The organism is Streptomyces pyxinae, assembly GCF_024756275.1.
Taxonomy (GTDB): domain Bacteria; phylum Actinomycetota; class Actinomycetes; order Streptomycetales; family Streptomycetaceae; genus Streptomyces; species Streptomyces pyxinae.
Genome location: NZ_JANUGQ010000026.1, coordinates 24,194 through 46,426, shown reverse-complemented (window position 1 = coordinate 46,426; position 22,233 = coordinate 24,194). Strand labels below are relative to the sequence as shown.

22 protein-coding genes are annotated in these 22,233 nt (G+C 73.8%); 11 read left to right on the top strand and 11 right to left on the bottom strand.

What is annotated here, in order from left to right; translation table 11 throughout:
• Nucleotides 1-2: 2 nt before the first annotated feature.
• The gene (locus tag NX801_RS24645) at nucleotides 3-335 is read right to left on the bottom strand and encodes a deoxyxylulose-5-phosphate synthase (RefSeq protein ID WP_258790094.1); all 333 of its coding nucleotides are present in this window, start codon (nucleotides 333-335) and stop codon (nucleotides 3-5) included.
• Nucleotides 336-392: 57 nt separating this feature from the next.
• Complete coding sequence (locus NX801_RS24640; protein ID WP_258790093.1) at nucleotides 393-1,016, bottom strand: histidine phosphatase family protein; 624 nt, start codon at nucleotides 1,014-1,016, stop codon at nucleotides 393-395.
• A gap of 158 nt (nucleotides 1,017-1,174) precedes the next feature.
• Here NX801_RS24640 and NX801_RS24635 point away from each other — a divergent pair, with 158 nt between their 5' ends.
• The 4 genes from NX801_RS24635 to NX801_RS24620 all read left to right on the top strand — a co-directional run bounded on the left by NX801_RS24635 (nucleotide 1,175) and on the right by NX801_RS24620 (nucleotide 3,583).
• The gene (locus tag NX801_RS24635; RefSeq protein ID WP_258790092.1) at nucleotides 1,175-1,393 is read left to right on the top strand and encodes a hypothetical protein; all 219 of its coding nucleotides are present in this window, start codon (nucleotides 1,175-1,177) and stop codon (nucleotides 1,391-1,393) included.
• Nucleotides 1,394-1,406: 13 nt separating this feature from the next.
• Entirely contained in the window at nucleotides 1,407-1,985 is a 579-nt protein-coding gene (locus tag NX801_RS24630; RefSeq protein ID WP_258790091.1) for a hypothetical protein, read from the top strand.
• 219 nt (nucleotides 1,986-2,204) lie between these two features.
• On the top strand, nucleotides 2,205-3,113 hold the full coding sequence (locus tag NX801_RS24625) for an RNA polymerase sigma-70 factor (protein ID WP_258790090.1): 909 nt from the start codon (nucleotides 2,205-2,207) through the stop codon (nucleotides 3,111-3,113).
• Nucleotides 3,101-3,583 carry an SRPBCC family protein gene (locus NX801_RS24620; protein WP_258790089.1) on the top strand — a complete coding sequence of 161 codons (483 nt, stop codon included), beginning with the start codon at nucleotides 3,101-3,103 and terminating at the stop codon, nucleotides 3,581-3,583. The genes NX801_RS24625 and NX801_RS24620 overlap by 13 nt, the downstream gene beginning before the upstream one ends.
• 59 nt (nucleotides 3,584-3,642) lie before the next feature.
• On the opposite strand, the gene NX801_RS24615 is transcribed toward NX801_RS24620, so the two are convergent.
• Nucleotides 3,643-4,548: an aminoglycoside phosphotransferase family protein gene (locus tag NX801_RS24615; RefSeq protein WP_258790088.1), complete on the bottom strand. Its 906-nt coding sequence runs from the start codon at nucleotides 4,546-4,548 to the stop codon at nucleotides 3,643-3,645.
• A gap of 458 nt (nucleotides 4,549-5,006) precedes the next feature.
• Here NX801_RS24615 and NX801_RS24610 point away from each other — a divergent pair, with 458 nt between their 5' ends.
• From NX801_RS24610 to NX801_RS24600, 3 genes are all read left to right on the top strand, one after another.
• Nucleotides 5,007-5,453 (top strand): helix-turn-helix domain-containing protein, encoded by a 447-nt coding sequence (locus NX801_RS24610; protein ID WP_258790087.1) that lies wholly within the window; start codon nucleotides 5,007-5,009, stop codon nucleotides 5,451-5,453.
• Nucleotides 5,454-5,599: 146 nt separating this feature from the next.
• Nucleotides 5,600-6,202, top strand: coding sequence for a hypothetical protein (locus NX801_RS24605; RefSeq protein WP_258790086.1), 603 nt, complete (start codon nucleotides 5,600-5,602; stop codon nucleotides 6,200-6,202).
• A 189-nt stretch (nucleotides 6,203-6,391) separates the two neighbouring features.
• Complete coding sequence (locus tag NX801_RS24600; protein WP_258790085.1) at nucleotides 6,392-6,745, top strand: DUF2516 family protein; 354 nt, start codon at nucleotides 6,392-6,394, stop codon at nucleotides 6,743-6,745.
• A 33-nt stretch (nucleotides 6,746-6,778) separates the two neighbouring features.
• Here the strand turns inward: NX801_RS24600 and NX801_RS24595 are convergent, their stop codons facing one another.
• The 3 genes from NX801_RS24595 to NX801_RS24585 form a co-directional block, all read right to left on the bottom strand.
• Complete coding sequence (locus NX801_RS24595) at nucleotides 6,779-8,050, bottom strand: PP2C family protein-serine/threonine phosphatase (RefSeq protein WP_258790084.1); 1,272 nt, start codon at nucleotides 8,048-8,050, stop codon at nucleotides 6,779-6,781.
• A gap of 573 nt (nucleotides 8,051-8,623) precedes the next feature.
• Nucleotides 8,624-9,763, bottom strand: a complete 1,140-nt coding sequence (locus NX801_RS24590) for a C40 family peptidase (RefSeq protein WP_258790083.1) — start codon at nucleotides 9,761-9,763, stop codon at nucleotides 8,624-8,626.
• A 268-nt stretch (nucleotides 9,764-10,031) separates the two neighbouring features.
• Nucleotides 10,032-10,832: a class I SAM-dependent methyltransferase gene (locus NX801_RS24585; RefSeq protein ID WP_258790082.1), complete on the bottom strand. Its 801-nt coding sequence runs from the start codon at nucleotides 10,830-10,832 to the stop codon at nucleotides 10,032-10,034.
• Between the two features lie 466 nt (nucleotides 10,833-11,298).
• Between NX801_RS24585 and mshA the strand changes: the two genes are divergently transcribed.
• Complete coding sequence (gene mshA, locus NX801_RS24580; protein ID WP_258790081.1) at nucleotides 11,299-12,666, top strand: D-inositol-3-phosphate glycosyltransferase; 1,368 nt, start codon at nucleotides 11,299-11,301, stop codon at nucleotides 12,664-12,666.
• Nucleotides 12,667-12,724: 58 nt separating this feature from the next.
• Nucleotides 12,725-13,324, top strand: coding sequence for a type III secretion system chaperone family protein (locus NX801_RS24575; protein ID WP_258790140.1), 600 nt, complete (start codon nucleotides 12,725-12,727; stop codon nucleotides 13,322-13,324).
• Nucleotides 13,325-13,735: 411 nt separating this feature from the next.
• Here NX801_RS24575 and NX801_RS24570 read toward each other — a convergent pair whose 3' ends face one another.
• The 3 genes from NX801_RS24570 to NX801_RS24560 form a co-directional block, all read right to left on the bottom strand.
• Nucleotides 13,736-14,746, bottom strand: coding sequence for a hypothetical protein (locus tag NX801_RS24570; protein WP_258790080.1), 1,011 nt, complete (start codon nucleotides 14,744-14,746; stop codon nucleotides 13,736-13,738).
• A 286-nt stretch (nucleotides 14,747-15,032) separates the two neighbouring features.
• The gene (locus tag NX801_RS24565; RefSeq protein ID WP_258790079.1) at nucleotides 15,033-16,256 is read right to left on the bottom strand and encodes a S1 family peptidase; all 1,224 of its coding nucleotides are present in this window, start codon (nucleotides 16,254-16,256) and stop codon (nucleotides 15,033-15,035) included.
• Nucleotides 16,257-16,794: 538 nt separating this feature from the next.
• Nucleotides 16,795-18,123, bottom strand: a complete 1,329-nt coding sequence (locus NX801_RS24560) for an MDR family MFS transporter (protein ID WP_258790077.1) — start codon at nucleotides 18,121-18,123, stop codon at nucleotides 16,795-16,797.
• 124 nt (nucleotides 18,124-18,247) lie between these two features.
• On the opposite strand from NX801_RS24560, the gene NX801_RS24555 reads away from it, so the two are divergent.
• Nucleotides 18,248-19,009 carry a phosphoglyceromutase gene (locus NX801_RS24555; RefSeq protein WP_258790076.1) on the top strand — a complete coding sequence of 254 codons (762 nt, stop codon included), beginning with the start codon at nucleotides 18,248-18,250 and terminating at the stop codon, nucleotides 19,007-19,009.
• Between the two features lie 269 nt (nucleotides 19,010-19,278).
• On the opposite strand, the gene NX801_RS24550 is transcribed toward NX801_RS24555, so the two are convergent.
• Together NX801_RS24550 and phoU are read right to left on the bottom strand one after the other, a co-directional pair.
• Nucleotides 19,279-19,419: a hypothetical protein gene (locus tag NX801_RS24550; RefSeq protein ID WP_258790074.1), complete on the bottom strand. Its 141-nt coding sequence runs from the start codon at nucleotides 19,417-19,419 to the stop codon at nucleotides 19,279-19,281.
• 422 nt (nucleotides 19,420-19,841) lie between these two features.
• The gene (gene phoU, locus NX801_RS24545; RefSeq protein ID WP_258790139.1) at nucleotides 19,842-20,531 is read right to left on the bottom strand and encodes a phosphate signaling complex protein PhoU; all 690 of its coding nucleotides are present in this window, start codon (nucleotides 20,529-20,531) and stop codon (nucleotides 19,842-19,844) included.
• A 351-nt stretch (nucleotides 20,532-20,882) separates the two neighbouring features.
• Between phoU and phoR the strand changes: the two genes are divergently transcribed.
• Nucleotides 20,883-22,232, top strand: a complete 1,350-nt coding sequence (gene phoR, locus NX801_RS24540; protein ID WP_258790073.1) for a two-component system sensor histidine kinase PhoR — start codon at nucleotides 20,883-20,885, stop codon at nucleotides 22,230-22,232.
• The last annotated feature ends 1 nt before the right edge of the window (nucleotide 22,233 follow it).

Sequence of the window (22,233 nt, the reverse complement as noted above, 5' to 3'; positions counted from 1 at the left end):
GCTCAGGGCAACTCGCACCGGACCAGGGCCCGGTGGGCCGGCTCCCCGGTACGACGGGCGTACATCAGACGCTCCCGTACCTCGCGCGGGGTGCGGGGGCGGTAACCCGGCCCGCCGCAGCATGACTTGTGGAACCCGACACCGGCGTGGAGCAGCACCGCCAGTGCCCGCCAGGCCGCGGTGTCCCGGCGCCGGGGCGGGGCGAAGGCCGAGCCGACATGGACCAGCGCCCCGGCGCAGCGCGGACACAGCCGCTCCGGGCGCCAACTGTCGTACGGCTGCTTGTACGAGGCGCGGCAGGGCAGGCAGACGTACGAGGTCTTGGCGGGCGGCATTCCGCCGGCGTAACCACCCCGCCCGGCACCGGCATCGGCATTCCGCGACCGTGCACCTCACACCCGCAGTTCGGGCGGGAACCCGGTCCACCGCAGCTCCGGGGGAAGGTGGCTCAGGTCGTTGAAGAGCAGCACGGACGAGGACCGGCCCGGGGCATAACGCAGCACGGTCAGGGCCGCGTTGGCCTGGTTGACGCCCAGCCAGCGCCAGGCGGGGGCGTCCAGGGCGGCCCGGAGCAGCCAGCCGATGAGGAACGCGTGGGTGACGACCAGCTCATGGCGCGGCTCGTCGCCCGGGACCGGTCCGGTGAACGCGGCCAGCGCCTCCCGGGCCAGCTCCGCCCCCCTCCGGCGCTCCTCCACCGTGACCGGGGCCAGGAACTCCATGAGCCGGCCGGCCGCGTCGGACGGCAGCTCGGCCGGCTCGGGGACGTACGGCACATAGTCGCCCGCCAGTTCCGAGACGCGCAGCGGCACCCCCGGCAACCGGGCGCCCACCAGCCGCGCGGTCTCGGCCGCCCGGGCGAGCGGTCCGTGGTGGACGACGGCCAGCGGCACGTCCCGCAACCGCTCCCCGAGCAGCGCCGCCTGCCGGCGGCCGTTCGCGGTCAGCGCGGATTCGTCCGCCGTCGCCTCTCCGTGCCGGGCGAGGTAGAGGTACCGAGGGGCGAGTTCTGTCATGCCAATGGGTGACGCGCTGCCCCAGCCCCTGGTTCCGAATTCCCTCCTTCTGGCAGCGTGCGCCGTCGTCTCCCCGGGACTCGTCAACTTCGCTACTCACCAATTTGGCTCAGGAATCGGCCCCCCGCGACGCTGCCGCCTGAAAGGAGGTTCTTCGGATGATCTCCCCTGGGCGACACCAGAAGAAGGACGTCGCGGCAGCACTCGACCGCGCCAGGAAGGCCGGTCTCCACGTGGTCCCCGACAAGAGCGGGCACCGGTGGGGGTGGGTGGTGTGCTGTCCTTGCAGCGACACCATCATCGTGTCCGGTACACCCAAGAATTCCGGTGCCGAGGCCAAGCGCGTCAGCAACTTCGTCAGCAAGCACCGGCACTGAAAGGACCGCCCGCGTGCCCACATGGAGCTTTCACATCGTCATCAACGAGTCGCTCACCCGTGAGCAGGCCGCTGCCTTCGATCACTGGGACATGTTCGGCATCGGCGCGGTCGGGTGCATCTTCTGGTCGGGGGACCCCGAGTTGCGTCCGATCCGCTCCGACCCCGAGCTTCTGCAACTGCCGTGCGACATCGAGGCTCCGACGCTGCTGGACGCCGTCGCCCAGGTGGCTCGGGAGCTGCCGGCCATCCCCGGCCTGCGTGCCGTCGGTGTCGTCCACCAGGACATGGTGGTGCTGAAGGAGGCCGCCCAGCGCTGTGACCGGAGCGAGGAGTCCCTGGAGCGGCTGGCCCGAGAGCGGCGCGGGGCCGGCGGGTTTCCGGAGCCGGTCTCCGACCCGGGGCCGGAGTTCCCGCCGTTCTATTCCTGGCGGGAGATCGCCGGGTTTTTGCGGAGCATTGGGGACACGGTGCCGGAGCAGGTGCCGGAGCTGGTGGTCGCGGATCTGGCGCTGCGGCTGGCGGAGGCCGTGCGGGAGACGGACGTACCGCCGGGGTCCCTCCGGGCGCTCGGCCTGCGCGACGACGACTGAGCGGCGCCGGGTTCGCCGTCGGATCCTGCCTTGTAGCGGCGAAATCCGCCGCGTACCCGCGAAAGAGGATCTGCCCGGAGCCCGACGGCCTGTGACGCACGCCACTGTGCCCGGTGTCACACTTCGCCGGGGCGCGGTGTCCACAGGGTGAGCCGTGTCCGCCGCGCCGGGCCCGGCCGGACCGGGGCCACAGGGAGGTACGGGCATGGAGCACGGGGCGTGAGCGGGGAACGGGTCTTCGCCGAGTGCCGGCCGTTGCTGTTCACGATCGCCTACGAGATCCTCGGCAGCGCGGCCGACGCCGAGGACGTGGTCCAGGACAGCTACCTGCGGTGGCACGGCGTACCCGGGGAGGCCGTCGGGCACCCGCGCGCCTATCTGGTGCGGACGGTCACCCGGCAGGCGCTGAACCAGCTGCGGGCGGCGCGCCGGCGGCGGGAGGAGTACGTCGGGCCCTGGTTGCCCGAGCCGGTCCGCACCGAGCCGGATGTGAGCGAGGACCTGGTGCTCGCGGAGTCGGTCTCCATGGCGATGCTGCTGGTCCTGGAGACGCTGAGCCCGGACGAGCGGGCGGTGTTCGTGCTGCGTGAGGTGTTCGCGTACTCGCACCGGGAGATCGCGGGCCTGGTCGGCAGGCCGGAGCCCGCCGTCCGGCAGATCGCGCACCGCGCGCGGGAGCGCGTACGGGCGCGGCGCAGGCGTTTCGAACCCGACCCGGGCACGGCGCGGGAGGTCGTCGGCCGGTTTCTGCGCGCCGCCGGCACCGGGGACATCGCGGGCCTGATGAGCCTGCTGGCACCGGGCGTGGTCCATGTCTCCGACGGCGGGGGCCAGGTCGCTGCCGCCCGCCGCCCGGTCCGGGGCCGGGAGCGCGTCGCCCGCTTCATCGCCGGGGTCGCCCGGCGGAACCTGCCGGGCACCCGGTCCGAGTTCACCACCCACAACGCCCTGCCGGCCGTGCTGACCCACCGGGGCGACCGGCTCGACCACGTACTGCTCTTCGAGATCGCGGACGGCCTGATCCACGGTATGTACGCGGTGCGCAACCCCCACAAGCTGGGCACGGCGACCGTGCCGCGCCGGCTGGTCCGAACGAGGAACGAGGCGGACGAGACATGGAAACCCTGACCGTACGACGGGTCATCGCGGCACCGATCACCGAGGTGTTCGACTGGTGCGCGACGACCACCCACTACACCCGCTCGCCCTTCGTCCTCCGGGCCCGGCTGGCCCGGCCGGGCGAGGGCGCGCCGTACGGGGTGGGCGCCGTCCGGCTGCACACCTGGCTGATCGGCTGGTTCCGCGAGCGGATCACCGCGTACCACCCCCCGTACGACTTCGACTACACCGTCGAACGCTCCTTCCCGCCGGCCCGGCACGACCTCGGTCGCATGACCTTCACCGAGGTCCCCGGCGGCACCCGGGTCGACTGGACGACCACCTTCGGGGTCGGCGTCCCCCTGATCGGCGCCACCCTCACCCGGACGGTCGCCAAGCCCGTCATCGCCCATGTCTTCGGCTCCGTCCTGGCCGCCGCCGATGCCGCCCTCACCACCCCCGGCACCCCCACCGGCGCCCCCCACGACCGCACCCCCTGACCCGCCCCCGCCCCACCGGCCTTCCCGCTCCGGCCGGTCGCGGGAATCCGCCGGGAGGCTCAGCGCGCGGCGTCGGTGAGGATCGCCTGAAGCCGTGCCCGGCACTCCGCGACAAAGGCGGGGAAGGTGTGCCAGTAGTACGAGATCCCGCTGACGCCCACCGCGATCGCCCAGGCCCGGGCGCGGGCCCAGGTCGGCTCGTCGAGATTCAGGGCGTCCCGGTAAGCCCTGCGCGCTCGCGGCGGCAGGTCCCAGACGGTGGCGTGCTCGGCGTCGGGCAGGCCGACCGAGAGGCCCCCGAAGTCGATGAGCGCGTGGAGCCTGCCCTCCCGGACCAGGAGATTGGTCGGCTTCAGGTCGCCGTGCAGCCACACCTGCGGCCCGGCCGGCTCGGGCAACGCGAGCGCGGTCCGCCACAACTCTTCCAGCGTGTCGATGTCGAGCTCGGCACCCACGGTCGTCCGGCAGTCGTCGAAGGCCCGGCCGACCCACTGGCCGCAGGGGATCAGGCTTCCTCCCCGGTACCAGCTGAGGTCGCCCGCCCGGGTCGCTCCCATGAGGTCGGTGCGGTGGAGTTCCCGTACGGCCGCCGCCAGGTCTGCTCCGAAGGCGGCCCAGTCCCGAACGGTCTCCGGACCGGCTTCGGCACCGTCGATCCAGCGCTGGACCGACCAGACGACCGGGAAGGCGCCGGTCGGCGTCCCCGCGTGGAGGGGCTCGGGGATCGCGCACGCCAGGAAGGGGGCCAGCCGGGGAAGCCATTTCTGCTCCTTGCGTACGGACTGTCCCTTGCCGGCGGCTCGCGGCAGCCGTACCAGCAGGTCGTCGCCCAGCCGGTACATGGTGTTGTCCGTGCCCGATCCGGCCGGCGACAGCGGCAGGCCGGCCCACTCCGGCCGCTGTGCCCTCAACAGCGACCGGACCAGCGGCTCGTCGACCGGAATCTCGTTCTCGTGCAGTGTCACGTCCCGAAGTCTCATCGCCGGCGGGCAGGGGGCGCCAATGACTTCCTGCCGAGCACAGTCCGAGGCGCGCCGGCGTCGACCGGGCACGACGGGCTTCACGCAGACGCGGCGCCCTCGTTGTCGCCGGCGCTGTCGACTGGGCCCGGACCTGGAGCCCCTGTCCGGCCCTGCCGGCGTGGTGGTGACGCCTCCGGCGCCCGGCCGGTGGTGATGAGGTGGCCATCCGGGCCCTGACAGCGGTCCCGGCCACGATCGCCGCCCTGCTCCGGGAGCGCGATCGGCCTCGCGCCTGATCGCCGGCGCCCGGCCTGACGCCGAGCGCGGCTGGGCCGGCCGAACCGTTCACGGGCCGACTGAACCGATCACGGGCCGCCTGAGGCGCTCGGGTGCCGTGCTCCGGCCCGGGGCGACTCGGGGCTCGCTTGCAAAAGTTAGCGAGTGGAGGCACCCTTGCAAGCATGGCGTCTCTCAACGTCGGCAATCTCGGGGACTATCTCCGTGAGCAGCGCCGCAACGCGCAGTTGTCGTTGCGGCAGCTCGCGGAGGCGGCCGGGGTGTCGAACCCGTATCTGAGCCAGATCGAGCGCGGGCTGCGGAAGCCGAGCGCGGAGGTGTTGCAGCAGGTCGCCAAGGCGCTGCGGATCTCCGCGGAGACGCTGTACGTCCGCGCCGGGATCCTGGACGAGCGGGAGCGCGAGGAACTGGAGACGCGGGCCGTCATCCTCGCCGACCCGTCGATCAACGAGCGGCAGAAGCAGGTGCTGCTCCAGATCTACGACTCGTTCCGCAAGGAGAACGGCTACGACGCGGCGGCGGCCAAGGCATCCGCGCCGGGGGCGGCTCCGAAGACGGAGGGCCCTGCGGCGGACGGGTCCGCGGCGGCCGGTGACGGCCTCCGGCAATGACGCCGGACCATCCGACCAGAGCCAGAGCCAGAGCCAGAGCCAGAGCCAGAGCCAGAGCTAGAGCCAGAGCCAGAAGCAGTACCAGCACCAGCACCTGACCCCGAACTCCGCACACCGCACCACGCGATCCAGGAGGACCAGCAGGCATGGCCATCATCGACGAACTCCGCACCCCCCTCTACTTCGCCGCCGGTACGGCCGACCTAGCCGTGCAGCAGGCCAGGAAGGTACCCGGGCTGATCGAGCGGGTCGCGGCCGAGGCGCCGGCCCGGTTCGACGCGGTGCGCAAGACCGACCCCAAGGCCGTGCAGGAGCGGGTGACCGACCAGGCCAAGGAGGCCCAGGCGCGGGTCACGGCGGCGCTCGGCACGCTCGACACCGACCTCAAGAAGCTGGGCGAGACGGCCCAGGGCCTGGCCCTGCGGGGCGTGGGCGTGGCCGCCGAGTACGCCGTCCGGGCCCGGGAGGCGTACGAGCGGGTCGCGGAGCACGGTGAGCAGACCGTGAGGACCTGGCGCGGCGAGGCGGCCGAGGAGATCAACGAGATCGCCGTCGCCGTCGAGCCCGACCCGGAGCCGGACGCCGGCCGGGTGGTCCACGCCGAGCGGACCGCCGGGGCGGAGCAGGCCGCCGGGGCCGGGGAGCCGGTGGTCACCGGGGAACCGGGCGTGGCGGAGCCCAAGGCGCGCAAGACCCCCGCCGCCCGCAAGCCGGCCGCCAAGAAGCCGGTCACCCCCACGGAGAGCTGAGCGAGCACGGACACGGGCACGGACGCGAATGCGGACGCGGTCGGTGTCCGTGCCCCGTCCGTGTGCGTATGCGCGGTACGGAACGCCCCGGGCACCCTGGCGGGGTCCGGGGCGTTCCGGTGGTGCCCGAGCGGCCCGGCTGTACCGTGGCGGCGAGGCGCTTCACCCACTGACTAGGCGGTGCTCCCGATGTTGATGCAAGGTTTCGGCACGTTTCTCTGGCTGCTCAACCTGGCCATCCTGTTCATCGCGGTGATCGCCTTCGTCATCGCGCTGATGTCCCGTGAGGACGCGTTCCGGGCGGCCGACAAGCAGACCAAGCCGTTCTGGCTGGTGCTGCTGGGCGTGACCGTGGCGGTGAATGTGTTCGTGCCGATGCTCTTCCTTCAGATCATCGGACTGGTGGCGTCCATCGTCTTCATGGTCGACGTACGGCCCGCGCTCCAGCGGGTCTCCGGGGGCGGCGGCAAGGGCCGCTGGGGCCGCCGCCGGGGCGGGTCCAGCAGCGACGGCCCGTACGGTCCCTACAACGGCGGGCGCTGAGCCGTACCGCTCCGGCCCCGCCCGCTCACGCCACTACGCGCGCGGGCGGGTACGGCCGCCGCGCCGGCGCCCGCCCTCGGCGCGGTCCAGCAGCAGTACGGCCACGTCGTCGGTCAGCTCGCCGCCGTTGAACTCCCGGGCCCGGGCCATGGCGGCCTCCAGCAGGTCCTCGCCGTTCAGGCCCCGGGCCAGCAGGTCGTTGATCAGGTCGACCATGCCGTCCTGGCCCAGCCGGGGCGAGCCGGGCCCGGCCGAGCGGCCCTCGATCAGCCCGTCGGTGTACATCATCAGGCTCCAGGTGCCGCCCAGCTCCACCTGACGGCGCGGCCAGCGGGCGCGCGGCAGCAGCCCCAGGGCCGGGCCCCCGTCCTCGTACGGCAGCAGCCGCGCGGGCTTGCCGCGCCGGGTGATCAGCGGCGCCGGGTGGCCGGCCAGGCAGAGCCCGGCGCGCCGCCCGTCGGGTGCGATGTCCACGGTGCAGAGGGTCGCGAAGATCTCCTCGCTCTCCCGCTCGTGCTCCAGCACCCGCTGGAGCGTGGAGAGCAGCTCGTCCCCGCAGAGCCCCGCGAAGGTCAGCGCCCGCCACGCTATCCGCAGCTCCACCCCGAGCGCCGCCTCGTCCGGGCCGTGCCCGCAGACGTCACCGATCATGGCGTGCACGGTGCCGTCCGGCGTCCGGACCGTGTCGTAGAAGTCGCCGCCCAGCAGCGCCCGGGACCGCCCCGGCCGGTAGCGGGCCGCGAACCGCAGATCGGAGCCCTCCAGCAGCGGGGTGGGCAGCAGCCCCCGCTCCAGCCGGGCGTTCTCCTGGGCGCGCAGCCGGGACTCGGCCAGCTTCACCTGGACCGAGTCGGCCCGCTTGCGCTCCACCGCGTACCGGATGGCCCGGCTCAGCAGCGGCCCGTCCAGCTCCTCGCGGAACAGATGGTCCTGGGCCCCGGCCCGTACCGCCTCGGCGGCCAGCGCGGCCTGGCCCGTGGCGGCCAGCGCCAGTACGGCGTGCCGGGAGGTGAGCGCCAGCACCTGGCGCAGCGCCGCCAGCGGGTCGTCGCCGCCGGGCAGCGCCAGGTCGACCAGGACGCACTGCACGTCGTCGGTGAGCAGCCGGGCGGCCTCGGTGAGGTTCCGGGCCCTGCGGATGCGCACCCGGGTGCCGGACGCGTCGATCAGCTCGGGTGCGGTGAAGGTGCCCGCGGGGTCGTCCCCGACGACCAGCAGCGTCAGCTCGCCGGTGCCGCCGGACTCCGCGACAGCGGCCGGCCCGAGCGTGTCGTCGGTCCTCTGGCGCGGTACGGGTACGGACATCGGTGGTGGTTTCCTTCCCTCCCCCCGAGGGCGCGGCGGGGCGCCGGTCGGCACACCGCCAGACGAGGGACGATAGCGGTCGGTGGGGTCCCGGCGGAATGGCGTTCCGGGAAACGCCTACGGCATATGCCGCACAGTGGGACGGAGTTGGGCAGCCGCCCATGATGAACATCACGCGTTCGGGGAGACCTGGCTCACGTATCCGGGCCCCGGCGCGTGCGCCGTACGGACCCGGCTCGCGCGCCGTGCGAGCCCGGCTCGCGGGGGCTGCCGGGAGGTGGCCCGCGAGGTCGTGCGCCGCGCTTCGTACGCGTACGGGCGGTGGCTCCGGTGCGTGCTCCGGCTCAGGCTCGGGTGCGGTGCGCGCCACCCCGCCGGGCGTCGGCCCGCCGGGAGTGACCCCGCGGGGCGTCGGCCCGCCGGGCACCGGCCCGACCCGTCCCGCCCGGGCGGCTCACCGGCCGGGGCGCCGGTGGCTCACGGGCCGGAGGCTTCGGCGGCCCGCCGGGCAGGGGCTTCGGCGGCGCACCGGCCGGGGGCCCCGGTGGCTCACTGGCCCGGGGCTGCGGCGGCTCACCGCTCGGAGTCCGGGCCCCGGCCGGTGGACGGGTCGCCCCCGTCGTCGGGGCGTACGACTCCGAGGATGGTCATCGAGCCGGCGCCGGTCACCGTCACATTCCGGCCCGGGCGCGGGGCGTGGATGATCGAGCCGTTGCCGATGTAGAGGCCGACATGGCTGGCGTCCTCGTGGTAGATGATCAGATCGCCCGGCCGCATGTCCCTGATCTCCACATGGGGCAGCAGCCGCCACTGCTCCTGCGAGGTGCGCGGGATGGCCCGGCCGGCCGCCAGCCACGCCTGCGAGGTCAGCCCCGAGCAGTCGTACGACTCCGGACCCTCGGCGCCCCACACGTACGGCTTGCCGAGCTGTTCCTCGGCGAACCGGATCGCCTTCCGGCCGGCCTCGGTGGCGGCGGTCCCGGCCCCGGCGTCCTTGAGCGCCCCGGAGCCGAGCCAGGCGGTCTGGGCGCGCCGCTCCTCCTCCTGCTCCAGCCGCAGCAGCCGGGCGCGCTCGGCGGCGGCCAGCCGGGACTCCAGCTGCTTGGCGGCGGTGATCCGGCTCTCGATGCGCTTCTTGGCGTCCGCCTGCTTGACCCGGTTGGCCTCCAGCCGGTCCCACTGGACGCCGGCCTCGCGGGTGTACGACTCCAGGTCGGCCTGGGCCCGCTCCAGCTCGGCCAGCAGGTCCCGGGTGGCCTTCTGGCCCTGGAGCAGCCGCCCGGCGCCGTCCAGGAAGAGTTCCGGGTCGCTGGTCAGTACCAGCCGGGCGGACTCGGGGATACCGCCGCCCCGGTACTGTTCCCGGGCCGCCGCGCCCGCCCGCTTGCGCAGGTCCTCGATCCGCAGCTGGCCGTCGATGATGGAGCGGCTCAGCCGGGCGATCCGGGCGGACTGCTTCTCGGTCTGCTCCTTGGCCAGGTTGTAGGCGTCGGTCGCGGAGGCCGCCTGGCGGTAGAGCGCGTCGATCTCCTTCCGCACCTCCTCCAGCGGCCTCGGCACGGCGGACGCGCTCGCGGAGCCGCCGGTGGAGGGGGACGCGCCGGGGGAGGGCGGTGGCAGCGGGGCCGCGTACGCCGTGTGGGCGGGCACCGCGAGCGCGCTCAGTGCGCAGACCACCATGACGGCGGCCGTCGTCCAACGGCGTCGGTTCACTGGCGTCCCCCTCCGGACACGATGTCTCCCCGGCCCCGCGCCGGAGTGCCGGAAGCCCGGCTTCCGGGCCGTCCGGGACACGCGAGACCTGCTCACAGCTTATTAACCGTCAGTAACTTGGTGGGTCTCCGTGATGGTGCCATGCCCTGCGGCAAAGCAACAGGTTCGCGGCACACCCCGGCTTCCCGTTCCCGAGACGGAGGACCGGGGTCGTACGTTCCCCCGGACCGCTGCGGTACGCGTCACTCGGACGGGGGTTGACAGAGCCTCAGGTCTCGTTCGGGGCGAGGGCGGACCAGCGGACCGTCAGCTCGCCCTGGCGCAGCCGTCCCCGGTGGTCCACCAGCGGCCAGTCGGCGGCGAGTTCCCGCGCGGTACGGATCCAGCGCTGCCGGGCGCCCAGCGAGGCGTACGGGGCGGCCGCCGCCCAGGCCCGGTCGAAGTCCCGGAGGAAGGCGTGCACCGGTTCGCCGGGCACATTGCGGTGGATCAGCGCCTTCGGCAGCCGTTCCGCCAGGTCGGAGGGCCGGTCCAGGGAGCCGAGCCGGGTTGCGAAGGTCACCGTGCGCGGCCCCTCGGGCCCGAGCGCCACCCAGACGTGCCGGCGCCCGATCTCGTCGCAGGTGCCCTCCACCAGGAGCCCGTCCGGCGCCAGCCGCCCGCAGAGCCGCGCCCACACCTCCCGCACCTCGTCCTCGTCGTACTGGCGCAGCACATTGGCCGCCCGGATCAGCGCGGGCGCGCCCGGCACCGGCACCTCGAAGCCGCCGTGCCGGAAGGTGAGCCCGTCCCGTTCGTACGGCCGCGCGGCGGCGACCCGGGCCGGGTCGATCTCCACACCGACCACCCGGGTGCGCGGGTCGGCGTCCCGGCGGAGCCGCTGGAGCAGCTCGACGGCGGTCCAGGGCGCGGCCCCGTACCCGAGGTCCACCGCGACCGGCGCCCCGGCGGACCGGCGCAGGGCGGGAGCGTGCACGGCGGCGATCCAGCGGTCCATGCGCCGGAGCCGGTTGGGGTGGGTGGTCCCGCGGGTCGGAGTGCCGACGGGGCGGGTGGAGCGCGGGGCCATGGGACGAGCGTATGCCGTGGCGGTACGGGGCCGGGGACGCGGTCGGCCGCCGGGGGCCGGTGCCCGGCGCGGAGCCCGTACGACTGGGGCCGAGCGGGGCCGGATACCGGTCCGGTACGGCCGGCCCCGGTGTCGGTCCGGTGCCGGCCCGGTGCAACGAATTGGCAAAGCAGCCGTCCGCCGGAAATGAAAGAGCACGTTCCGGTGTTGCGCAGACCCGGAGGAGCGCCCCCGCCCCTCCGGTCGTCATGCCCGGGATGCGAGCCGCGCCGGATCCCGGAAGCGTGATGAAGAGCAGAAGAGCAGAAGCCGAAGAGGCGCAAAAAGACAGCAAGAAGCCAAGAGGGCAGCGAGTAGGCAGCAGGACAGCAAGAAGTCAGCAGGAAGACAGACAGACGGCGGAGCCGTCCGGGAGCCCGCCCGGCGGCCCCCCGGCCCCGAGCGGAAGAGCGGAAGGAGCGCCGACGTGAGCCAGTACGTCTCCCGGTTCGCCGGCACCCTGGCGGCGTCGCCCCGCCTCCGGTTCCCCGGCCGGTCCCGGCTGCCCCGCCGGGTCGCCATGCTGAGCGTCCACACCTCGCCGCTGCACCAGCCCGGTACGGGCGACGCCGGCGGTATGAACGTCTACATCGTGGAGCTGGCCCGCCGGCTGGCCGAGCTGGGCATCGAGGTCGAGATCTTCACCCGGGCCACCACCGGAGGGCTGGAGCCCGCCGTGGAGCTGGCCCCCGGGGTCCTCGTCCGGCACGTCGACGCGGGTCCCTACGAGGGGCTCGACAAGGGGGAGCTGCCCGCCCAGCTCTGCGCCTTCACCCATGGCGTGATGCGGGCCTGGGCGGGGCACCGGCCCGGCCACTACGACCTGGTCCACTCCCACTACTGGCTCTCCGGCCATGTCGGCTGGCTCGCCGCCGAGCGGTGGGGCGTCCCGCTGGTCCACGCGATGCACACCATGGCCAAGGTCAAGAACGCCGCGCTCGCCGAGGGCGACAGCCCCGAGCCGGCCGCCCGGGTCATCGGGGAGACCCAGATCGTGCGGGCCGCCGACCGGCTGATCGCCAACACCGCCGAGGAGGCGGAGGAACTGGTCCGCTTCTACGACGCCGAGCGGGACAAGGTCGCCGTGGTCCACCCGGGGGTCAACCTGGACCGGTTCCGCCCCGCCGACGGCCGGGCGGCGGCCCGGGCCCGGCTGGGGCTGCCGGCCGACGCGTTCATCCCGGTCTTCGCCGGGCGCATACAGCCCCTGAAGGCCCCGGACATCCTGCTGCGCGCCGCCGCCCTGCTGCTGGAGCGGGACCCGTCGCTGCGCACCCGGATGGTCGTACCGGTGGTCGGTGGCCCCAGCGGCAGCGGCCTCGCCAAGCCGGAGGAGCTCCAGAAGCTGGCCGCCCGGCTGGGCATCGCGGACCTGGTGCGCTTCCACCCGCCGGTCGGCCAGGACCGGCTGGCCGACTGGTTCCGGGCGGCATCGGCGCTGGTCATGCCCTCGTACAGCGAGTCCTTCGGGCTGGTCGCCATCGAGGCGCAGGCGGCCGGCACCCCGGTCGTGGCAGCCGCGGTGGGCGGTCTGCCGGTGGCGGTGCGGGACGGCGAGACCGGCATTCTGGTCCCCGGCCACGACCCGGCCGACTACGCCCGCGCCCTCGGCCGGTTCACCGCCGACCCGGGGCTTTCGGAGCGGCTGGGCGAGGCGGCGGCCCGCCATGCCCAGGGCTTCGGCTGGGATGCCTCGGCCGCCACCACCGCCGAGGTGTACGCGGCCGCGCTGCAGAGCCACCGGCGCCGCCGCCGGGGCGAACCGCGCCGTCCCGTACGCTCCCACCATGGCTGAGACCGCAGGACCCACCGGTCGCCCGGAACCCACCGGCCCCACGGGCCCGACCGGCCCCATGGGAACCACCGATCCCGCGGGATCGGCGGAGTCGCCGGCCGCCGCCCGGGACGCCGACGCCCGCCGGGTCATCGAGGGCACCCTGGACGACGCCGGGCTGAGCTGGGAGTCCCCGGCCCCGGGGTCGTACGTCGTCACCCTGCCCGGCACCCACAAGCTCTCCACCACGCTCTCCCTCCGGCTGGGCAACCACTCCCTCTCGCTCAACGCCTTCGTCGTCCGGCACCCCGACGAGAACGCGTCCGGCGTCCACCGCTGGCTGCTGGAGCGCAACCTCAAGCTGTACGGCGTCGGGTACGCCGTCGACGGCCTCGGTGACATCTATCTGACCGGCAAGCTGCCCCGCGCGGCGGTGACCCCGGAGGAGCTGGACCGGCTGCTCGGCTCGGTCCTGGAGGCTGCGGACGGCGCCTTCAACACCCTGCTGGAGCTGGGCTTCGCCTCCGCCATCCGCAAGGAGTACGCCTGGCGGGTCGCGCGCGGCGAGTCCACCCGCAACCTCGCCGCCTTCGCCCATCTGACCCGGCCGTCGTCGGCCCAGGGGTCGCCGGAGTCGCCGGAGTCCCGGGACCGCGTACCGGAGTCCCCGGAGGCGTGACCCGGAGTCCCGGGACCGCGTACCGGAGTCCCCGGAGGCGTGACCCGGAGTCGCCGGAGTCCCCGGAGGTGTGACCCGCAGTCCCGGGCCCCGTACCGGAGCCGCCGGAGGCGTGCCCCGGCGGCTCGGCGTGGCCGCCGTCCGCCCACCGCCGCGCGGGTCGCCACCCGTTGCAGCGGGGCGGCCGGATCCGCCGGTGGCGACGGTGATGCGGGACGTGATGGGCGCGATCCGGACGGACTTCGCCGAGGCCAACCAGGGCGTCTTCTACGGCATGGCGGTCTTCGGCACGATCCTGACCCATGCTGAGCCGGGACGGGCCGTGGGCCGAGCCAGGACGGGACGGGGCCGAGCCCGAACCGGGGAGCCGAGCCGGGGGAGGGGCGGGGCCGCCGGCGGCCAGTCCCGCCCTCAGCCCCACTCCCACTCGATCCCGTACACCCCCGGCGGGCACTTGGCGGGGAGCAGATGGGCGGTGCCGGAGACGTCCAGCACCACCCGGTGCCGGTGCCGGGGCTCGGCGCCGATCCGTTCCCGGTAGTAGTGGTGGCAGCTGACCGGCGGGGCCAGCGGGTGGAACCGTACATGCAGTAAATAAGCCCGGAGCGGCACCCGGGTGCGGCGTTCGTGGTGCTGGGAGGCGACGGGGGAGCGCCCGGTGCGGATGGTGTACTCGACCACCGCCGTCTCGTTCCGGGCCAGCGGCCGCCCGAACGAGATGTCGGCCACCACACTCCGCAGCTCCGGCAGGAATCGGATGCCGGCCAGCTCTCCGTACCGTACGACGATGTCCACGGCGTCGGCCGGGAGCGCGTCCAGGAAGTGAACGACCGTCAGGTGGCGGGCGCCGTCCCGGACCGCGCGCAGCACATTGGTCACCGTGGTCTCGCGGATGGAGCGGTGCTCGTCCAGATTCACCGTCTCATGGATGACGATCGACTGGACATCGGCGTTGAAGTGCAGGAACGCCTCACCGAGGGCCTGTTCGACATCGGAGTTCTCGCCGAGTACGCACCGGGCGGCGGCCGGGTCGTGGGGCACCGCCCGGCCGCGCGGACGGTGCGGACCGAGCAGCGAGCGCAGGGTGCCCGGCGCCAGTCCGAGCATGGGCTCCAGCGCGTCGACCGCCCGCAGCGACTGGGCCCGCTCCGGCTGGCTGCGGCCGCGCTGCCAGTAGCTGAGCGTGGCGAGGCTGACGCTGATCCCCTGGGCCTGGAGGTGGTCGCGTATCCGCTCCAGGGACAGCCCGCGCTGCCGCAGGGCGTCCCGGAAGACCACGGCGAAGCTCGCCTCGGGGTGGTCCCTGGGGCCGCGGGGTCCGGCGCCCCGGGGAGCGCCGGGAGGCCCCGGCTCCCGCTCCCGCACGCGCTCCCCGGCCCCGGACCGGCCGCGCCCGGCGGGCGTCCCGGGGGCATCGGGCACGCCGGACTCGCCGGGCCCACCGGGGTCATGGGGCTCTGTGGACTTCCGGGGCTCTCCGGAGTCGTCGAAATCTTCGGGGTCGCTGGGGTGATCTTCGGGGTCTCTGGGGTGGGGGACGTTCGGCATGGCGTCTTTCGGTGGGCACGGGGGGCGCCCGTCGACGGCCGGGCCGGTGGTTCCGCGCCGGGGGAGCGCGGAAGGCCGGTTGCGGTCCCCGGGCCGTACGCCGAGCGGGGGCCGCTCACCGTATCCGGCGAACGGCCCCTTGTCGTCCGGGGAACGGGACTCAGTTGGTGTTCAGCGTCAGCCCGTAGTAGCTGAGCGCGTCGTCCAGCGGCTGGAAGTACGAGGAGCCGCGGGAGTTCACGCCACCGGTGCACTTCTGGCTGCTGGGCCCGCCCGAGGTCATGCCCTGGGCCTGGTTGCCGGAGATGTAGGCGCCGCCGCTGTCTCCGCCCTGGGTGCAGACGGTGGAGCTGCCGAGGCCGGTGACCACGGTGTCGGGGCCGCCGTTCTGGTCGGTGTACGTCACGCTGACGTTGTACGAGCTGACCTTGCCGCAGGTCCAGCCGGTGGTCTGGCCGGACTTGCAGAGTGCGGCGCCCGAGGCGGCCCGGCGGCTGCCCTGGACGGCGACCGAGCTGCCGTTGCCCCAGGTGCCGACGCTGGTGGCGATGGAGTTGCCGGAGTCGACGGCGGCGATGCCCATGTCCACGCTGCGGCTGCCGAGCGCGAAGCGGGAGTGCGTCCCCTTGGCGAAGCGAACGTTGTCATACGACAGCACGGGCAGGTCCTCGACGCAGTGCCCGGCGGTGACCAGGTACTGCTTGCCGTTCCTGTCGCGAGCGCCGTAGCCGACCGAGCAGAGGTAGCCGTTGAAGGTCATCCGGCTGCCCGGGTAGATCACGGCCTGCGGGGAGAGCTTCTCCTGGCCGCGCACGATCTTCACCGCGGAGCCGTACGCGGCGGCCTCGGCGAGGAACGCCTTGGCGGCGGCGCCCCGGTCGCTGTTGACCTCGACGGTGACCGTGTCCGAGGCCAGGTCGACGCCCCAGGAGGCCACGCCCGCCGGCACCCGCTTGGCGGCGAGGGTGTCCAGCTTCGCCTTGATCCGGTCGAGATCGGCCTGTCCCCGGGCCGGGACCCTGGCGTCCAGACCGGCCTTCTCGATCTTCGCCGCCTCGGTGGCGTCGTCGGCGTTGACGGTCAGCCTGCCCGTGGCGTCGAAGAAGGCGCCGTCGGCCGCTATGCCGTTCTTGGCCAGGCCCGCGAGTCTCGCCTGCTGCGCGTCCTGCCGCTCCAGCCGCTGGACGGCGGTGTCCTCGCTGACCCCGAGCGACGCGGCGAGCGCCCGTACCATCTCCGGCTGATAGCGCGGGGCGGCCTCGCTGGCCTGGGCCTGGGTTCCGGTCACGGCGGAAACCGAAAGCAGGGCGCCGGCGGCGGCTACGACGGCGTACTTACGCGAAATGCGCACACTAATTCCTTCCGGTAGCAGGCAAGCGCCCATGCGGGGGATCGACGGGAAACGGGTGGGGATTTGAGTGCGTTTCTCCGAAAGGTGGGCGCTTGCCTGGCGGCGAAGGTGGGGGGCTTCGCCGCGCCCTGACTCTGGCCCAGCGCGCCACTACGGTTCAAGGTCTCCGGCCGGAGAGATTTTCAACAGAGTTTCGTAATAACTGTTAAGGCGTACGCCGTGGTGAGCGCCCCGGAATGCCCCATTCCGGACATGCTCCGGGTGTCTTCCGGGCGGAAGCACCCCGGGTGTCCGAAACGGAAAATCCGCCCATTCTGTGCGGCCTTCTCTCTGCCTTCGGGAAGGAATCCCCCAGGCCGTCGGCGGCACATACATTTGCCCGCCCCGGCCCCTGCTTCCGTAAACTCCCCGCCCGTCCATGAAGGCAGCCGCCCCGCCGCCCCCTCGCCCACCGCCGCCCCCTCCTCGCGCTACTGAACCGCCAATCAGTAATTCCCCGGGCCGCTCGGACCGCGGACGGCGAAGGTCGGGGGGCGGGGACCTCGTCGTACCGCGCTGCGCGCGGCCGGGGTCACGTCGCGGTGACGGCGTCCTTCCGGTCCGGCAGTTCGGCGCCGGGCGCCGCCGCCGGGACGGGCCCGGGGTCCTCCGGGTCCCGGGCGGGCAGCCCGCGCATCAGCAGCCAGTAGCCGAGGCCCGCCACCGTGCCGAGCGCCGCGCAGCCGCCCCACAGCCAGGCGGCGCCGTACCGGTCGATCACCCAGCCGGACACCAGCGGGGCGACCAGCGCGGCGACCGACCAGGACATGGTGTGGACGCCCTGGTACCGGCCGCGCGCCCGGCGGGGCGACAGCCGGACCACCAGACTGCTCTGGGTCGGGGCGTTCACGATCTCGGCGAGGGTCCAGACGCAGATGGTCAGCGCGTAGACGCCCACCGAACCGGCGAAGGCGGTGAGCCCGAAGCCGTACCCGGTGAGCAGCGCGGAGAAGACCAGCAGCGACCGGGGGTCGCGGTGCTCGATGAACCGGGTCACCGGGATCTGGAGGGCGACGATCAGCACCCCGTTGACGGCGATGACGGCGCCGTAGTCGCCGCTGCTGAAGCCGTCGGCGCCCATGGCGACCGGGAGCGCCACATACGCCTGCAGGAAGATGACCGAGGTCAGGAACGAGAGCCCGACCACGCCCATGAACCGTCCGTCGCGGAGCACCGCGCCCATCCCCGCGGCGGGCTCCGGCGCCGCGCCGGCCGCCGCCGGGGAGGCGTTCGGGCCGTGCCCCGGACGGGATCCCGCCAGGGACTCCGGACGGGACTCCGGGATGGTGACGAAGACCAGGACGGCGCAGGTCAGGGTCAGCACCGCCTCGCCCAGGAAACCGACGAGGTAGCTGTACTCGGCGACGAACCCGGCGACCGCCGCCGAGACGGCGAAGCCCAGGTTGATGGCCCAGTAGTTCAGCGAGAACGCCCGCACCCGGTCCGCCGGGCGCACGATGTCCGCCATGATCGCCTGCACGGCCGGCCGGGAGGCGCTGGAGGCGGCGCCCACGAAGAACGCCACGGCCGCGATCGCCACCGGGTCCCGCATGAAGCCGAGGACGGCGACCGAGACCGCCGTCGACAGCTGCGCGATCAGCAGGGTGGGCCGGCGCCCCAGCCGGTCGGCCAGCACCCCGGCGGCCGGGGACGACACCACGCCGCCGAGCCCGTGCAGGGAGGCCACCAGTCCGGCGTACGCGGCCGAGTACCCCCGGTCGAGCGTGAGGTAGAGCGCCATGAAGGTGGCGACGAAGCCGCCCAGCCGGTTGACCAGGGTGCTGAGCCACAGCCACCAGAACTCCCTGGGCAGCCCCGAGACGCTGTCCCTCGCCGCTCGTCTGAGCGTGGCGACCGACATGTTCCCCCCTGTATGCATCGGTAAGTGCCGGCATCGACACGCGCACGTTACTGAGCGCCCCGTCCGGAGGGCCATCGGATTGACGGGAGCGGTCAAGCGTCGAGCGTCGATTAACCTCGTACGCATGGCCGACGCACCGTACAAGCTGATCCTCCTCCGCCACGGCGAGAGCGAGTGGAACGCGAAGAACCTGTTCACCGGCTGGGTGGACGTCAACCTCACCGAGAAGGGCGAGAAGGAGGCGATCCGCGGCGGTGAGCTGCTGAAGGACGCCGGCCTGCTTCCCGACGTACTCCACACCTCGCTCCAGCGGCGCGCCATCCGCACCGCGCAGCTCGCGCTGGACACCGCCGAGCGCCACTGGATCCCGGTCCACCGCTCCTGGCGGCTGAACGAGCGCCACTACGGCGCCCTCCAGGGCAAGGACAAGGCGCAGACGCTCGCCGAGTTCGGCGAGGAGCAGTTCATGCTCTGGCGCCGCTCGTACGACACCCCGCCGCCGGCCCTCTCGGACGACAGCGAGTTCTCGCAGGCCACCGACGCCCGCTACGCCACGATCCCGCCGGAGCTGCGGCCGCGCACCGAGTGCCTGAAGGACGTCGTGGTCCGGATGCTGCCGTACTGGTACGACGGCATCGTCCCCGACCTGCTGGCCGGCCGCACCGTCCTGGTCGCCGCGCACGGCAACAGCCTCCGCGCCCTGGTCAAGCACCTCGACGGCATCTCGGACGAGGACATCGCGGGCCTCAACATCCCGACCGGCATCCCGCTCGCCTACGAGCTGGACGCCGACTTCAAGCCGGTCGTCGCCGGCGGCACGTACCTCGACCCCGACGCCGCCAAGGCCGCGATCGAGGCCGTCAAGAACCAGGGCAAGAAGAAGTAGCCCACCCGAACGAGCCCCCTGCCCGCGGTGCCCCCGCGAACAGGGGGCTCTGCCGTACGGCGGGCAGGGCGTCCCGCACGCGTCGGTGGCTCAAGGGGCGGCCCGGGCCGAAGAGGGCGCCGGTGGCAGGCCCGGCGCCCGGGCGAGGGCGGCCGGGTACGCCGCGCCCGGCACCGGAGCCGTACGACGGAGAAGTACGACGGAGAAGGCCGTACGGGAGTCGTACGGCTCCGGAGCGGCAGCGGTACGGAGGAGGCGGCCGGCCGGGGTCAGCCGCCGCACTGACAGGGGGCGCCCGACTGGCAGCCGCAGCCGCAGCCCGAGCCGCAGCCGCAGGCGCCGAGCAACGGCAGCCGCACCACCTCGGCGGGTGCCTCCGGCTCGGGCTCGGTCATGGGCGTCTCGTCCATGGGTCCTCCTTCAGGGAGCGGGCGGGGCGGCGGACGGCGGACGAGCGGGCGGGCACGGACGGACCACCGCACCGCGCGGCGCCCTCCCGTACGGCCCTCCACCGGGTCCATTGGACGCCCGCCCGGCAGGGCGCATCAACGGCGCACGGAAGCCCCGGCGCCTGTTCCCCGTCGCCCGGCGCCTCCCCTCCGGTCCGGGCCCGCAGTGCACGCCCCCTGGACCGGGGCCCCGGCACCTGCTCCGGGCCGGCCTCCGGTGCCTGCCCCTTCCGGACCCGGGCCCGCCCGGAACCTGCCCCTCCCGGCCCGGGGCCCCGGCACCTGCCTCCGGCCGGCCTCCGGTGCCTGCCTCCGGGGCGCCCGGCGCCGGCCCGGGTCCCGTCAGGAGCCCCCGAGCTCAGATACCGCCCGCGCCGCAGGGCTCAGGCGCCGTCCACCGGCGGGGTCGGGTCGGTGGTGGGCTGGAGTTCGTCGGCGTGCTCGCCCGTCACCAGGTAGACGACCCGCTTGGCCACCGACACCGCGTGGTCGGCGAACCGCTCGTAGTAGCGGCCCAGCAGCGTCACGTCCACGGCCGTCTCGATGCCGTGCTTCCAGCGGTCGTCCATCAGGTGCTGGAAGAGCGTCCGGTGCAGCCGGTCCATCTCGTCGTCGTCCTGCTCCAGCTGGAGCGCCAGATCGACGTCCTTGGTGATGATCACCTCGCCCGCCTTGGCCATCAGCCGCTGGGCGAGCTGGCCCATCTCCAGGATGGTGGCGTGCAGGTCCCGGGGCACCGCCGCGTCCGGGAAGCGCAGCCGGGCCAGCTTGGCGACATGCTGGGCCAGGTCGCCGGAGCGCTCCAGGTCGGCGCTCATCCGCAGCGAGGTCACCACGATCCGCAGGTCCGTCGCCACCGGCTGCTGCCGGGCCAGCAGGGCGATCGCCCGGGCCTCCAGGTCGTGCTGGAGGTCGTCGACCTTCTGGTCGGCCGCGATCACCGCCTCGGCCAGCTTCAGATCGGCGTCCAGCATCGCCGTCGTGGCGCGCCCGACCGCCGAACCGACCAGCCGGGCCATCTCGACCAGGTCCTCGCCGATCGAGTCCAGTTCCTCGTGGTACGCGTCCCGCATGGTTCCCTCTCTCACCTACAGGGGTCTTCGCTCCGGGGGTGCCGACCCCCGCGGGGCCCGGGCCGTGCGGCCGGTCTCCCCGACGGGCCCCGGACGGTACGCCGGCGGCCCCACCGGGCCCCGGGCGGCACGACCGGTCCGGCGCCGTTCCGGAATCGCACACTCCGGTCGGGGCCGGGCCGGAAACCGCCCGTCCTGGGCCCGTGGCCTCCACATTCCGGGGCCCGGGAGACCGGGGCCACCCTCCCAAGTGAACCCGCACTTTCCCCTCGGTGAACTCTGGGCGACGAGTGTTCGAGTAGGCCCCTGGACGGCTGGGAGGCTGTCGGCGGGCCCGCATAACCTGAAGACATGGACGTGAACGCGGCGGTCGCCGCAGCGGCAGCGATCGCCGGGCTCTGTACCGGTGTCATCGCCATGCTGGCGTTCCGCTGGAGTGAGCGCGACCAGGCCCGCCCCACCCGGAGCTCCCTGCACACTGACGCGGTGCTGCCGCCCGGGGTGGACACGGTGCTCTCGGTCCTCCGCTCATCGGCGGTGGTGCTGGACGAGGGCGACGCGGTCGTGAAGGCCAGCTCGGCGGCGTATGCGCTGGGGCTCGTACGCGGCGGCAAGCTCGCCGTCGAACCGATGCTGCACATGGCGCGGGACACCCGGCGGGACGGCGAGATAAGGCAGGTGGAGCTGGATCTCCCCCGGCGCGGCACCGGACGCGGCGAGGCGCTCGCCGTCTCCGCCCGGGTCGCCCCGCTGGGCTCCCGGCTGGTGCTGCTGCTGGTCGAGGATCTCACCGAGGCCCGCCGGATCGAGGCGGTGCGCCGGGACTTCGTCGCCAATGTCAGCCATGAGCTCAAGACTCCGGTGGGCGCCCTCTCCCTGCTCTCCGAGGCGGTGATGGACGCCTCCGACGACCCCGAGGCGGTGACGCGCTTCGCCGGGCGGATGCAGATCGAGGCGACCCGGCTCACCAATCTCGTACAGGAGCTGATCGACCTCTCCCGGGTGCAGAACGACGACCCGCTGGAGGACGCCGAGCCGGTACGGGTGGACGAGCTGGTCGCCGAGGCGGTCGACCGGTCCCGGCACACCGCCTCCACCAAGCACATCACCCTGGCCCCCGGCGGCCCCGCCGGACTGCATGTGTGGGGCAACCGGGGCCAGCTCGCCGCCGCCCTGGGCAACCTGGTGGAGAACGCCGTCAACTACTCCCCGGCCCACACCCGGGTCGGCATCGCCGCGCGCCGGGTCGCCGCCCCCGGCGGGCCGCTGATCGAGCTGTCCGTCACCGACCAGGGCATCGGCATCCCCGACAAGGACAAGGAGCGCATCTTCGAGCGCTTCTACCGCGTCGACCCCGCCCGCTCCCGCGCCACCGGCGGTACGGGCCTGGGTCTGGCCATCGTCAAGCACGTGGCCGCCTCGCACGGCGGGGAGGTCACGGTCTGGAGCACCGAGGGCCAGGGCTCCACCTTCACCCTGCGGCTGCCCGAGGCCGGCGTCGCGCGCGAGCGTGCCGTCCGTGACCGCGAGCCGCCGTCGTCCTCCGCGCCCCCGGCGTCGTCCGCCTCGGCCCTCTCCTCGCCGTCGTCCCCGACCTCCTCCTTGTCATCACCGTCATCACCGTCATCACCGTCGTCCCTGCCCCCGTCCCCATCGCCGTTCCACGTCGAACCGCTTCCCGCCCCGGAGGTCCTTCCGTGAC

Coding starts and splice junctions, on each gene's coding strand:
- NX801_RS24645 (WP_258790094.1), bottom strand. CDS start 335: ATGCCGCCCGCCAAGACCTCGTACGTCTGCCTGCCCTGCCGCGCCTCG.
- NX801_RS24640 (WP_258790093.1), bottom strand. CDS start 1,016: ATGACAGAACTCGCCCCTCGGTACCTCTACCTCGCCCGGCACGGAGAG.
- NX801_RS24635 (WP_258790092.1), top strand. CDS start 1,175: ATGATCTCCCCTGGGCGACACCAGAAGAAGGACGTCGCGGCAGCACTC.
- NX801_RS24620 (WP_258790089.1), top strand. CDS start 3,101: ATGGAAACCCTGACCGTACGACGGGTCATCGCGGCACCGATCACCGAG.
- NX801_RS24610 (WP_258790087.1), top strand. CDS start 5,007: ATGGCGTCTCTCAACGTCGGCAATCTCGGGGACTATCTCCGTGAGCAG.
- NX801_RS24605 (WP_258790086.1), top strand. CDS start 5,600: ATGGCCATCATCGACGAACTCCGCACCCCCCTCTACTTCGCCGCCGGT.
- NX801_RS24600 (WP_258790085.1), top strand. CDS start 6,392: ATGTTGATGCAAGGTTTCGGCACGTTTCTCTGGCTGCTCAACCTGGCC.
- NX801_RS24595 (WP_258790084.1), bottom strand. CDS start 8,050: ATGTCCGTACCCGTACCGCGCCAGAGGACCGACGACACGCTCGGGCCG.
- NX801_RS24585 (WP_258790082.1), bottom strand. CDS start 10,832: ATGGCCCCGCGCTCCACCCGCCCCGTCGGCACTCCGACCCGCGGGACC.
- NX801_RS24575 (WP_258790140.1), top strand. CDS start 12,725: ATGGGAACCACCGATCCCGCGGGATCGGCGGAGTCGCCGGCCGCCGCC.
- NX801_RS24565 (WP_258790079.1), bottom strand. CDS start 16,256: ATGGGCGCTTGCCTGCTACCGGAAGGAATTAGTGTGCGCATTTCGCGT.
- NX801_RS24560 (WP_258790077.1), bottom strand. CDS start 18,123: ATGTCGGTCGCCACGCTCAGACGAGCGGCGAGGGACAGCGTCTCGGGG.
- NX801_RS24555 (WP_258790076.1), top strand. CDS start 18,248: ATGGCCGACGCACCGTACAAGCTGATCCTCCTCCGCCACGGCGAGAGC.
- NX801_RS24550 (WP_258790074.1), bottom strand. CDS start 19,419: ATGGACGAGACGCCCATGACCGAGCCCGAGCCGGAGGCACCCGCCGAG.
- phoU (WP_258790139.1), bottom strand. CDS start 20,531: ATGCGGGACGCGTACCACGAGGAACTGGACTCGATCGGCGAGGACCTG.
- phoR (WP_258790073.1), top strand. CDS start 20,883: ATGGACGTGAACGCGGCGGTCGCCGCAGCGGCAGCGATCGCCGGGCTC.